Source organism: Sporosarcina koreensis (genome assembly GCF_001531445.1).
In the GTDB taxonomy this organism is placed as follows: domain Bacteria; phylum Bacillota; class Bacilli; order Bacillales_A; family Planococcaceae; genus Sporosarcina; species Sporosarcina koreensis_C.
The window spans coordinates 25,138-37,091 of the sequence record NZ_LQYA01000032.1 but is presented as its reverse complement, the minus strand read 5'-3'; the positions used below and the strand labels follow the sequence as shown (position 1 = coordinate 37,091).

The window sequence follows — 11,954 nt, the reverse complement described above, 5'->3', positions numbered from 1 at the left end:
TGGCACGTCCAAAGCGAGTCATCCTGCGTCCAAAGTGAGGTATCGCACGTCCAAAGCAAGCCGTCCCACCGTAGAAAATGCCAAAAAGTCGCCAACTATTGGCGACTTTTTTAGTATTTGTTGTATAATCTTTATACTTGATATACTTTTTATACCTGTATATACTGATAGTAATCAATGGAGGTGGTACCCATTAAAGTATGTCCCTATTTAGAATCGTGTTTTGAAATATTAGGAAGACGTTGGAACGGACTGATTATTCATTATTTGTCGATCTGCCCTGAGTTCACTGCACATTTTTCCGATATGAAACGAGACTTGTCGGATATTACCCCCCGGTCGCTTTCGTTGAAATTATCTGAACTGGCAGAGTGGGGATTAGTTATAAAAAAAGTGACAGAAGGAACGCCAGTCATCATTTCCTATCATTTGTCCGAAAAAGGACAACAACTCGCCATCGCCTTGCAGCCAGTTCAGGCGTGGGCGCAACAGCATATTGAACTTGACTTGTCCAATCAAACAAAAGAAAAGGAGAATTGAGATGGCTACAAACAATAATATGATTTGCGATATGGAAACAGGTGTCTGCGGCCCAGCTGGGGATGATACAACTACAATGGAGTTCATCGATTTATCAGTATCGAAAAAAACGATTAACCTTTATTATGTAACTGATCCAATCTGTTCGCATTGCTGGGCGTTGGAGCCGGTTCTTCGGAAATTTATCCATCAGTACGGGCATTACTTCAATATGCACACGCTGATGGGCGGCTTGCTTGAAAAGTGGGGAGATGGCCCCGTCGATCCTGCAAACGGAATTTCTGGCCCATCCGATGTTGCCGGCCACTGGAGGGAAGTCGGTGAACATTCACGCATGCCGATTGACGGAACAGTTTGGTATGACAATCCGATCGAGTCATCTTTCATCCCATCTCGGGTATACAAAGTGATTCAAGAAAAACATCCAAAACTTGCAAACACATTTTTACGTCGTGCGCGGGAAGAGCTTTTCGCCTTCAATAAAAACATTGCGCAAGACGATGTTTTGATTGATATTATCAATCAAGTTGGACTGGATGGAGAAGAAATCGTTAAACAATCCAAGCTTCCGGAAGCAGACACTGCACTGCACGAAGACTTCCAGCTCGTCCGTCAGTTAGGTGTCCGCGGTTTCCCGACAATAATCATGATGAATGAAGAACAAAAAGGTGTTCGGATTGTCGGGGCACGAACGTTGGAGGACTACGCGAATGCACTTCAACGATTGCTGCCGGATGAAACAATCACGCCGAAACAGCTTTCCGGATTGGATCAATTGCTGAAAGAGGAAAAATTATTGTTCTCACGTGAAATTGAAGAATTCTATTCAATTGATAGAACTGAAGTAGAGGCGTTTACACAGCAACAATTGCTGCAAGATGCGTATACGGTTACTAGCCTTCTTGGGGAGAAATACATTCAGGCAAAATAAGTACAAAAACGAATTCCTAACGGGAGTCGATTTTGTTATCTAGCGAGGAGGTTTTCTCTTGTTACAAAAACTTGAAGCAGGAAATCATGCGCAGCCATTCAGAGGTCCGTTTACCATTACACGTGTCAGGCCAGGTAATATTTTAGGGAATACAACTACTGATTCTGCATTTGGACCGATAGCGATCATAGATCATGCCATTATGAAAAAGGGACTAACGATTAAAATGCATGAACACGTCAATGATGAGATCCTAAGTTATATAAGCTCTGGTATCACACATCATAAGGACTCAGCGGGCTTTGAAGCACCGATAGCACGGGGGAAATTAATGATGATGAACGCGGGATCGGGATTTTGGCATGAAGAGAAAGTAAAGGATGACGAAGTAGAAATGCTTCAAATCTTCGTTCGTCCGAATGAAACTGACCTTTCACCGGAAATTCAATTTCATGATAAACCTGTAGACAATCGCGATTGGTATGTAATGGCTGGTCCCAAAGGAAGCGGTGCGCCTTTATATGTTAGGCAAAACGTCTACATATTGGATGCGCATCCGAAATCGGGCGAAGAGCTGAGAATCCCGATATACGCGGGACTTACACCATTTCTATACGTGATGGACGGCGAAATTACGATTAAAGATATAATTATAGGTAAACAAGAAGCTATAACCGATTTAGTAAATCCACTCCCGCCACTAGTAGCGAATGAGGACTCTACAATTGTATTATTCTTTGTCGATTTGCACGCTCCGGTGTCTATGGAAGGGACTATTAGTGGATTGCTGAAATATTAATAATTCATACCTGAGTAATTTGGCGAATCACAGCTTTATTCCCATGGTATGTTTAAATATAATAAACAGTTTGACAACTAACTCTCCTTTTGCTACAATCAATTCCAATAAATGCATACAAATTCGTTGATGAGAAAAAGTAGCGTTTCCCCTTGATCTACAGAGAGCTGACATTTTGGTGCAAGTCAGTGTTCAAGAGTTACGTGAATATCCTCTCTGAGAAGTTAGACTGAATTCGTTTACTAAGTCTAATCGGAAGTCCACCGTTAACAGGAACGCGTATGATTGTACGTTGCTAAGTGCTATTGATCGGATCAATAGAATTAGGGTGGTATCGCGGTTAACCCCGTCCCTTTCTTGGGACGGGGTTTTTGTGTGCTGTTTATAAAAAAGTTAGGAGCGATATCAATGAACAGTCAACAAATGATAGAAACAGTTGTTCAGCGTGAAGAGCGTATTCGAAACTATTGGTCCACGGAAAGCACTTTTAGGCAATCTGTTACATTCCGTGAGGGGAAGATACCATTTGTGTTTTATGAAGGACCGCCAACTGCTAATGGTTTGCCCCATGTAGGCCATGCTTTTGGAAGGACGATAAAGGATGTAGTCGCAAGATATAAAACAATGCAAGGATTTCAGGTAGAAAGGAAGGCGGGCTGGGATACGCATGGTCTTCCTGTTGAATTAGGAGTTGAAAAACAGCTCGGAATTTCAGGGAAACAGGAAATTGAACGCTATGGCGTGGAACCTTTTATCAACAAATGCAAAGAAAGTGTATTCACCTATGAGAAGAAATGGCGTTCTTTTACGGAGGAATTAGGTTATTGGGTCGACATGGATGATCCTTATATGACGTTAAGCAACGAGTATATTGAAAGTGTCTGGAACATTTTGAGTAATGTTCATAAGGACGGACGGTTGTATAAAGGCCATCGAGTATCCCCGTATTGCCCGAGCTGCCAAACTTCTTTAAGTTCACATGAGGTGGCACAAGGCTATAAAAATGTTAAGGACTTGTCAGCGACTGTAAAATTTAAGCTTCTTGATGCAGAGGAATATTTCCTAGGCTGGACGACGACGCCGTGGACATTGCCTGCGAATGTAGCGCTTGCCATGAACCCTGAGCTAACTTACGTACGTGCCCTACAGGGCGGGGTAATTTATATTGTTGCCAAATCGCTAGTAGAAAAAGTGCTTGGTGACAATGCCCTACTGTTAAGTGAACATCAAGGTGCTGAATTTGAAGGTGTACATTACACGCCTCTATTTAATTACGTATCTGTCGAGAAGGGCCATCAAGTCGTAGTAGCTGATTATGTAACAGAGGATAGTGGTACAGGTATTGTTCATGTCGCCCCTGCTTATGGGGAAGAAGACTATAAAACCGTGCAACAAAATGGATTGTCGTTCATCAATGTCGTAGATCAGGAAGGCCGCTATACAAAAGATGTTGTAGAGCTTTCGGGGAAATTTGTAAAAGATTGTGATGTAGACATCATTAAGATGCTATCGGAACAAGGAAAGCTTTATCATAAGGAAAAATATGAGCACAGCTACCCGCATTGCTGGAGATGTGATTCTCCGCTGCTTTACTATGCAACAGACAGTTGGTTCATCAATATGTCCTCTCTAAAGGAGAAAATGCTTAAAAATAATGCAACAGTAACTTGGTATCCCAAGCATATTAAGGACGGCAGGTTCGGTAATTTTCTTGAAAACCTTGTTGATTGGAATATAAGTAGAAACCGCTATTGGGGTACACCTTTAAACGTTTGGATATGCTCCGATTGCGGGCATGAAGAAGCGCCAAACAGTATCGAAGCTCTACAAAAAATAGCCAAGTCATCGGTTTCAAACGATATTGAATTGCATAAGCCGTATATAGACGAAGTGCAGTGCACCTGTCCGAAATGTAAAGGCGTCATGCTAAGAACGCCTGAAGTCATAGACGTTTGGTTTGATAGTGGTTCAATGCCATTTGCGCAATACCACTATCCTTTTGGCGATAAAGAAAAGTTCGAATCACAATTTCCGGCGGATGTCGTAATTGAAGGAATCGATCAGACGAGAGGATTCTTCTATAGCCTGCTCGCTGTTTCAACCTTATTTACTGAGAAAGCCCCTTATAAGAATGTCTTGTCACTCGGGCATGTGCTGGATGAACAGGGACAAAAAATGTCTAAAAGTAAAGGGAATGCCTTGGACCCGATGGAGCTTCTTGAAGAATATGGGGCAGATGCATTGCGATGGGCTTTCTTGGTTGATAGTTCCCCATGGAATCCGAAGCGCTTTTCTAAAAAGATTGTGCAAGAGGCGAAATCGAAGTTGGTTGATACGATGGACAATATCTATAAGTTTTTTGAGTTGTATTCGAGAATAGATGGATATGTATACAATAAAGAGCACACTGGAAAGAGAACGATATTGGATGAATGGATCCTCTCACGACTTCATAGTACGACGAAGCTCGTTACTGCCGATATGGAGCGTTATCAATTCACCCACGCAACACGTGAAATTGCCGCATTAGTCGATGAGTTAAGTAATTGGTATGTACGAAGATCAAGAAATCGTTTTTGGGCTCCTGGTCTTTCGGAGGATAAGCTGGCTGCGTATTCAACACTGTTTGAGGCTTTAAGCACAATCTGCCAATTGTTGGCACCATTTGCCCCTTATGTTGCAGAGGACATTCATGTGAAGTTGCATAAGAAAAGCGTTCACTTACAAGACTATGCTTCAGCTAATGAATCAATGATCAAATTGGAATTAGAGGATGATATGAGTACCATTTTAAAAATAGTTGAGCTGGGCCGTAGTGTCCGTAATTCGAATAATATAAAGGTCAAGCAACCATTGCAAAAAATGATTGTCTCTCGTAGGGAAGATAAATATTTTTCACAAGCCTATACGGATATTATTAAAGATGAGCTGAACGTAAAAGAGGTTTTCTATACAGAGGATTTATCACAATATGAATCGGTTTTATTGAAACTGAATTTCAAAACAGCTGGTGCCGCATTCGGGAATTTGGTAAATGAAGTTAAAACATACTTGGAACATATTTCACAAGCGGACCGAAATACATTCGTTAATAACGGTCAACTGCAGGTCGATGTAAATGGGCAAAAAATAACGTTGCAAAAAGAACATATCAATATCGAATATGCGATTTCCGATTGCTTCGATATGGCAGGTGATCAGCACGTAAAAGTGTTAGTGGATACACAGCTTTCACAACAATTGGTGGAGGAAGGCCAAGTCCGGGAATTAATCAGAGCAATACAGGATACACGAAAGAAACTTAATTTGCCTGTGGAGCAATATATATCAATCGATCTTTCGGCAACAGAAGCTACTAATGAAGTCATTTTGCGTTTTATGGGGTTAATTAAAGACAGTATTCTTGTTCATAATGTAAATATGAAAAAAATCGCTGATTCCGTTCAGTATATTGAAGTGAAATTCGGTGACGAGATAGTAAAGATAGCGCTTAAACAGTAGACTGACAAAAAACACCCTACTCCAGAGACATTAACTCTAAGTGGGGTATTTTTGGTGCTCTGACTATTGTTCCAACGCCAGCAACTGCTTTTTCATGTCCAAGCCGCCCCGAAAACCGGTCAGGTTGCCGTTTTTCCCGATGACGCGATGGCATGGGACAGTGATTAGCAGGGGATTGGCTCCGATTGCGGCTCCGACTGCGCGTACCGATTTCGGATTTTGGATCCTTTCGGCAATATCCGAATACGAAACCGTCTGTCCATACGGTATTTCCTGTAAAGCCATCCATACGGATTGTTGAAACGGAGTGCCGTGGAGGTCCAGAGGCATTGTGAACTCTTTCCGTTTCCCTTCCACATAGTCAATCAGTTCCTTTGCATAAGGTTCCAAGATCAAGCTGTCCTCCACCAAACTGTACGTGGGAAGTCGTTTCCTCGTCCACGCGGCAAGCTCTTCGAATGGGGAGTTGTGCGGACCCGCATAGCAAAGCCCTTCGGTTGTCGCTGCCAAGTATAGTTTCCATTCCCCATGATTCAATAGCGTCCAATAAACAATATTCTCCTTTTTTTGTTCCATTTCAAACCTCCTCTGTTCCTTTCCTTACCGTAATTATACCTTCTATCTTGTTGGAAGGGACAGAGATTTGCGTAGGGGGGATAACAATAATTAATAGGCCATTGATGTAAAATTGACGAATCGCCCGGCATTGCAAAGCAAACCGGATGACTGGCGTAATCAGTTAACAAAACCCTCCTACCTATAAAAAGTTTTCAATCTTCTTACTATAAAGATCTTTGTCGATCAGTATACTAAAGATATTGACGAAAAGGAGGGGGACCGTAAATGAAACCATTAAAAGCGGACCTGCTGCTTTTATTTGTCACTGTCTGCTGGGGGTCCTCTTACCTTTTCATGAAGGTAGGGCTGGATTCAGTATCGGAGTTCAATTTGATAGCGCTCCGGTTTGGATTGGCATTTCTTTTTGCATCCGCCATTTTTTATCGCCGATTCATGAAGATTGACAGGGCGACCGTAAAATTTGCTGCATTATTAGGTTTTATCCTTTTCATCATTTTTACGCTTGTCACTTTCGGGTTAAAAACGACAACTACGTCCAATGCAGGCTTTTTAATCAGCTTGACCGTTATTTTTGTTCCTCTTATCAGCACTGTCGTCTATAGAAATAAACCCGAAACAAAACTGATCATCAGCATTCTGCTTGCGATAATCGGAATCGCTTTACTAACGATACAGCTCCCTTTTCGCATCCAATTCGGCGATTTATTATGTATTGCCGCGGCTTTTTGCTATGCCATACATATTCTCGTGGTGGGTTCCGCAGCTCATAAAGTGGATACATTGAATCTCGGTATTTTACAACTGGGGTTTGCCGGCTTTTTTGGGTTTGTCTTCTCTTTGCTGCTTGAAACGCCTACATTCCCGGATTCTACAATTAGTTGGATAGCTATACTTGCACTTAGTATTTTATGCAGCGGAGTCGGGTTCATTCTGCAAATTGTTGCCCAGCAATATACGACGCCTGTACGTACGGGGCTCATCTTTTCTTTGGAACCGGTTTTTGCGGCGATTGTCGGGGTCGTTTTCGCTCACGAAGTCATTACGGGTGCCGGGTATATTGGAGCCGCACTGATGCTTTTCGGTGTCATCCTCTCCTCTATAAAATAATGAAAACCCATCCGAGAACGATTGGATGGGTTCATTTCGCTTACATTATATTCATTTTTTTTGAATGAATCACGTACTGCACGTCTGCCACATTCTTGATGAATGCTTGATCATGCGAGACGAACACAACCGTACCTTCATACGCCGTAATAAATTGCTCTAATGCTTCGAGTGCGTGAATATCCAGGAAGTTTGTCGGTTCATCCAACAATAAAATATTGTATTCTCCTAAAAACAACTGGCAAAGACGCAGGCGAATTGTTTCGCCTCCACTTAGCGCGTGTACATGTTTTTGAATGTCCGTCCCCGTAAATTGCATTGCATGCAATACGCTTCGCAAGAAACCTCCATCATAGTCAGATCGATTGCTCAAAAATTGAAGAACTGTTTCGTCACTGGAAAATTGGTAGCTCAACTGTTGGAAGTATCCGATTCTCGCCTTTGGTGAAATGACGAGACTTTCCCCTCTCGATGCAATGTGGTGGAGCAATGAACTTTTCCCTACACCATTTCCACCGGTAATCGCAATCTTCCCTCCAAGAGGCAGTTGGAAGCTCACATCGTCCAATAATAATTTCTCGCCCACTTGAAGGGTTAGCTGATCTGCCATGATTGGAAATTTGTTATGCAATTCCAATGCTTTTGCTTGCCGAAATATGATAGGTCTATCTTCTACCACCGGTTCTACCTTTTCCATGTTTTCAATGCGCTGTTCAATCGCTTTGGCCGCACGGTACACGGCTTTTTGGCTCGTGCCTTTCGATTTTGTTTCAAACATGCGGTTGGCTTTCGCTTTTGCTTCCTTTTTCGACATGTTGGTTGCTTGTGTGATTTTTTCTGCCTTTTTCATTTTATCATGCGCAGCTTGTTCCAGGCGGCTTTTTTCCTTTACGAACTGTTCATGAGCTTGACGTTGTTGCTCACGTTCTAACTGCTTTTGTGCTTTATAGTCACTGTAATTCCCTTGGTAAACGTGTACTTCGCCTTGATGCACTTCCCAAATCGTCGTGACCAGCTCATCCAATACGGCCCGATCATGGCTGATGAGGACGAGGGCTCCATAATAATAGCGCAGTTCGTCCAATAAAAACGAAATGCCGTCACGGTCCAAATGGGTAGTCGGTTCGTCGATCAACAAGGCTTCATAATAATGCGTAAACAATTGGGCAAGCTTCAGCCTCGTTTGCTCTCCTCCGCTAAGTCGATCCGTGTTAGCCGGGACAGCTAACCTGCCGAGCAGCCCGGGATCCGCTTCAGACAAGGAGGCAGGCTCAAGCTGTTGAAAATATCCACCTTCCACATGTTGCAGCACTTTCCCTTTTGTCGGCTGAATTTCCCCAGCGAGCAACTTGAGAAGCGTGCTTTTTCCGGCCCCGTTTTGTCCGACGATTCCGATGCGATCAAACTGATGTACAGCTAGACGCTCTATTTTAAGTACTTCCTTATCTAAATAGTTCATTTCAATATTCTTCAATTCAAAACAGACTTGTTCCATTTTCGCTACCTCCGAAATTTTTTATTTCGTATCGATAGCTGGAATCGATACGAGCTTACTGAAATAAGCTCATATCAATAAAATAATAATGTCATCATCATGTTCCCTCCAATAAAAAAAGTACACAGATCGCCCTGTGTACTTGCAAATTGGTATGGATGTCCCGTAGAACGAATTCACTTCTACAACATATCCAATCCGTACACATAGCAAATAAACCGTATAAAACGGTTATCACAATATGTATATGGATCAGTATAGTTGTAAAAATGCCATGTATCTTTCGCTCCTCTCAATTACTATTATCGTATCGAGTTCTTTCTGAAATGTCAATCTTGATTACTATACTGTGAATCGGGTAAGGAGTAAATAAAATTGGAGGTCATTCGAATGAAAAAAAATGGTACTTTATCTATCGCCAGTGCATTGTCGCTTATGTTGATTGGCTGTGGTACAGATGGCCAGAATGAAGAGCCTACTGTAAACCAAGAGACACCCGCGGTGAGTGAGAATGAAACGAATGCACAAGGTGAAAGCAGTTCAACTGGAGCTGCAAACGCTGAGCAAAACAACGACGCAGCAAATCAGGATGATATGCAGAAAAAGATGGATGAGCTTGAGTATGCAGAATTTGAATTGGAAGTAGAATATGCAGGCGATACAGAATATGAAGTGGAACTCGAGCAGAAAACTGTCGGTTCCGTTAAAGCGAAAATTGAGGACTCATTGAATCATGTCGAAAAAAGAGGGAACGAGGCATTCGATGAATTGCATCCTCTCGTTCAGAAATTGAATATTACACAACAGACGAAAAAAGACGAAGCGATTTCAGATGTATTGAAAACCTTCAATCTGCCTACTGACTATACCAAATTTGATTTGGAAGTTACGTTCAACGATGGAACGAAAATCGAATTCAAAGATCTTAAAAAATAATAACGTAGACGACACCTATCAAAACAAACGTGATGCTCATATTCACGTTTGTTTTGATTTATAAATAAGTATGCTTTTCACCGATCGATGATTGTGAGCAGTTTCCGGATATCTGTGCGAGGCTGGGCTGACGGTATATGCTTCGGGTAGCCAATCATCAAAGTAGCTACGATTTTTTCGCCCGGTTTTACTCCGATCCCTTCCCTGAAGACCGGATCATACACCCAATCGTTTGTCCGCCAAATCATTCCGATGCCCCGTTCCCATGCGGCAAGCTGGAAGTTTTGGATCATCGTGGACACAGCTCCGTAATCCTCGTCCCATCTTCGTTGCCTTGGATCTTCCGGCATAATGACGACAAGATGGAGGGGGATATCTTTGAAGTAACTTGCTTTACGCTGTACTTTTTCTGCGATTTCTCCGTCAACTTTAGGCTGCGAATTAACGTATGACTGGACAAAGGTTTCTTTTCCTTCTCCCGCATATAGTTGAAAACGCCAAGGTTCGGTCAATTTATGGTTGGGTGCCCATTTTGCTATATCCAGTAATTCGATGATTTCTTCTACATCTACAGGATCTGTTTTGAAAGCCTTGATTGTCCTTCTTCCTATAATTGCTTTTTCTACATCATTTCTCCCCATAAGTTCCATGGAACTAAAACCCCCTTCAAGAATTAACTATTTCGTTGCGAATGAAAATCATTATCAGTTGTTGTCATTGCAATTATAGCATGACAAAATATTTTGGCAACCGGTGTATGAGGATACAAATTTGAAGACTTTATAGAAAAAAATGCTATAATCTTCAAAAGATGAAAAAACCATCAGTCTCGGTGCCTGTCGCCTTGCAGAAAAATCAGAGGAGATTACATATGAAGAGTAAAAAAGTCGTATTGGCCATATTATTAATGAATTTATTTATCGCTTTTTTAGGTATAGGGCTTGTCATTCCAGTACTCCCTACTATTATGAATGAACTCGAAATCAGTGGGGCGGTCGTGGGGTATATGGTAGCCGCCTTTGCCATTACGCAACTTATTATCTCGCCGATTGCAGGCAAGTGGGTTGATAAATACGGCCGTAAAATGATGATAGTCATCGGTTTGTTCATTTTCGGGGCTTCGGAGTTTTTATTCGGATTCGGTAAAACGGTAGAAATCCTTTTTGTTTCCCGTATGCTTGGCGGCGTGAGTGCAGCCTTTATCATGCCAGCCGTAACAGCCTTTATTGCTGACATCACAACTGCACAAAGTAGGGCGAAGGCGCTTGGCTATATGTCCGCTGCGATTAGCACAGGCTTCATTATAGGTCCGGGGTTAGGCGGATTTTTGGCGGAAATCGGTACACGTGTACCGTTCTATTCGGCGGGGGTGCTTGGTGCGCTTGCAGCTATTTTATCAATTATCTTTTTAAGTGAACCAGAACGCGCACCGGAAGAAGAGCCGATGGAAGGTCAGAAAACTGGACTGCGCCGGATTTTCATTCCGATGTATTTCATCGCATTCATTCTAATTTTCGTCATGTCATTCGGTCTTGCTGCTTTTGAGTCGTTATTTAGCCTTTTCGTCGATCATAAGTTCAGCTTCACTCCAAAGGACATTGCAATTGTCATTACAGGAAGTGCGTTAGTCGGGGCGATTGCCCAAGTGGCATTGTTTGATCGAGTTACAAAGTGGATTGGGGAAATTAACCTTATCCGTTGGTCGTTGGCAATCTCCACCGTACTCGTCATCTTAATGACCGTTGTGAGTTCCTACTTCACTATTTTATTGACCACTTTTGTCTTGTTTATAGGTTTCGACATGATGCGCCCAGCCGTTACTTCTTACTTATCGAAAATCGCAAGAAATGAACAGGGGTTTGTCGGTGGGATGAACTCGACATTTACGAGTATCGGGAATATTTTCGGTCCTATTATCGGAGGCGAATTATTCGATCTCAACTTGAACTATCCTTACTATTTTGCAGCAATCGTTCTGCTGCTGGGGACTGGTTTAGCGCTGTTTTGGAAAAAGCCAAAACATGTGACGTTATAATCGGTTTTGAAATGAACTGAAAAGGCTAGTA

General features: G+C 42.3%; 10 protein-coding genes and 1 other annotated feature. Of the genes, 7 read left to right on the top strand and 3 right to left on the bottom strand.

Going from position 1 to position 11,954, the window contains the following annotated elements; translation table 11 throughout:
* Positions 1 to 192: 192 nt before the first annotated feature.
* From AWV70_RS05850 to ileS, 4 genes are all read left to right on the top strand, one after another.
* A complete protein-coding gene (locus tag AWV70_RS05850) occupies positions 193 to 540 on the top strand; it encodes a winged helix-turn-helix transcriptional regulator (RefSeq protein WP_060205151.1) in 348 nt (115 codons plus the stop codon).
* Position 541: 1 nt separating this feature from the next.
* Positions 542 to 1,471 carry a DsbA family protein gene (locus AWV70_RS05845; protein WP_060205146.1) on the top strand — a complete coding sequence of 310 codons (930 nt, stop codon included), beginning with the start codon at positions 542 to 544 and terminating at the stop codon, positions 1,469 to 1,471.
* 58 nt (positions 1,472 to 1,529) lie between these two features.
* Complete coding sequence (locus tag AWV70_RS05840; RefSeq protein WP_060205144.1) at positions 1,530 to 2,270, top strand: pirin family protein; 741 nt, start codon at positions 1,530 to 1,532, stop codon at positions 2,268 to 2,270.
* A gap of 117 nt (positions 2,271 to 2,387) precedes the next feature.
* Positions 2,388 to 2,627, top strand: a binding site (T-box leader).
* A 66-nt stretch (positions 2,628 to 2,693) separates the two neighbouring features.
* Complete coding sequence (gene ileS / locus AWV70_RS05835) at positions 2,694 to 5,771, top strand: isoleucine--tRNA ligase (protein ID WP_414714820.1); 3,078 nt, start codon at positions 2,694 to 2,696, stop codon at positions 5,769 to 5,771.
* 63 nt (positions 5,772 to 5,834) lie between these two features.
* Here the strand turns inward: ileS and AWV70_RS05830 are convergent, their stop codons facing one another.
* Positions 5,835 to 6,347 (bottom strand): methylated-DNA--[protein]-cysteine S-methyltransferase, encoded by a 513-nt coding sequence (locus AWV70_RS05830; RefSeq protein ID WP_060205140.1) that lies wholly within the window; start codon positions 6,345 to 6,347, stop codon positions 5,835 to 5,837.
* Positions 6,348 to 6,614: 267 nt separating this feature from the next.
* On the opposite strand from AWV70_RS05830, the gene AWV70_RS05825 reads away from it, so the two are divergent.
* Positions 6,615 to 7,457 carry a DMT family transporter gene (locus tag AWV70_RS05825; protein WP_060205138.1) on the top strand — a complete coding sequence of 281 codons (843 nt, stop codon included), beginning with the start codon at positions 6,615 to 6,617 and terminating at the stop codon, positions 7,455 to 7,457.
* A gap of 40 nt (positions 7,458 to 7,497) precedes the next feature.
* On the opposite strand, the gene AWV70_RS05820 is transcribed toward AWV70_RS05825, so the two are convergent.
* Positions 7,498 to 8,952: an Msr family ABC-F type ribosomal protection protein gene (locus tag AWV70_RS05820; protein WP_060205136.1), complete on the bottom strand. Its 1,455-nt coding sequence runs from the start codon at positions 8,950 to 8,952 to the stop codon at positions 7,498 to 7,500.
* A 390-nt stretch (positions 8,953 to 9,342) separates the two neighbouring features.
* Here AWV70_RS05820 and AWV70_RS05815 point away from each other — a divergent pair, with 390 nt between their 5' ends.
* On the top strand, positions 9,343 to 9,888 hold the full coding sequence (locus AWV70_RS05815; RefSeq protein WP_060205134.1) for a YusW family protein: 546 nt from the start codon (positions 9,343 to 9,345) through the stop codon (positions 9,886 to 9,888).
* A gap of 77 nt (positions 9,889 to 9,965) precedes the next feature.
* Here the strand turns inward: AWV70_RS05815 and AWV70_RS05810 are convergent, their stop codons facing one another.
* The gene (locus AWV70_RS05810) at positions 9,966 to 10,538 is read right to left on the bottom strand and encodes a nitroreductase family protein (RefSeq protein ID WP_060205132.1); all 573 of its coding nucleotides are present in this window, start codon (positions 10,536 to 10,538) and stop codon (positions 9,966 to 9,968) included.
* A gap of 221 nt (positions 10,539 to 10,759) precedes the next feature.
* On the opposite strand from AWV70_RS05810, the gene norA reads away from it, so the two are divergent.
* Entirely contained in the window at positions 10,760 to 11,923 is a 1,164-nt protein-coding gene (norA, locus tag AWV70_RS05805; protein WP_060205131.1) for a multidrug efflux MFS transporter NorA, read from the top strand.
* The last annotated feature ends 31 nt before the right edge of the window (positions 11,924 to 11,954 follow it).

What these genes read in the sequence shown, in the direction of transcription:
- AWV70_RS05845 (WP_060205146.1), top strand. Translation starts at nt 542, where the DNA reads ATGGCTACAAACAATAATATGATTTGCGATATGGAAACAGGTGTCTGC.
- ileS (WP_414714820.1), top strand. Translation starts at nt 2,694, where the DNA reads ATGATAGAAACAGTTGTTCAGCGTGAAGAGCGTATTCGAAACTATTGG.
- AWV70_RS05830 (WP_060205140.1), bottom strand. Translation starts at nt 6,347, where the DNA reads ATGGAACAAAAAAAGGAGAATATTGTTTATTGGACGCTATTGAATCAT.
- AWV70_RS05825 (WP_060205138.1), top strand. Translation starts at nt 6,615, where the DNA reads ATGAAACCATTAAAAGCGGACCTGCTGCTTTTATTTGTCACTGTCTGC.
- AWV70_RS05820 (WP_060205136.1), bottom strand. Translation starts at nt 8,952, where the DNA reads ATGGAACAAGTCTGTTTTGAATTGAAGAATATTGAAATGAACTATTTA.
- AWV70_RS05815 (WP_060205134.1), top strand. Translation starts at nt 9,343, where the DNA reads ATGAAAAAAAATGGTACTTTATCTATCGCCAGTGCATTGTCGCTTATG.
- AWV70_RS05810 (WP_060205132.1), bottom strand. Translation starts at nt 10,538, where the DNA reads ATGGAACTTATGGGGAGAAATGATGTAGAAAAAGCAATTATAGGAAGA.
- norA (WP_060205131.1), top strand. Translation starts at nt 10,760, where the DNA reads ATGAAGAGTAAAAAAGTCGTATTGGCCATATTATTAATGAATTTATTT.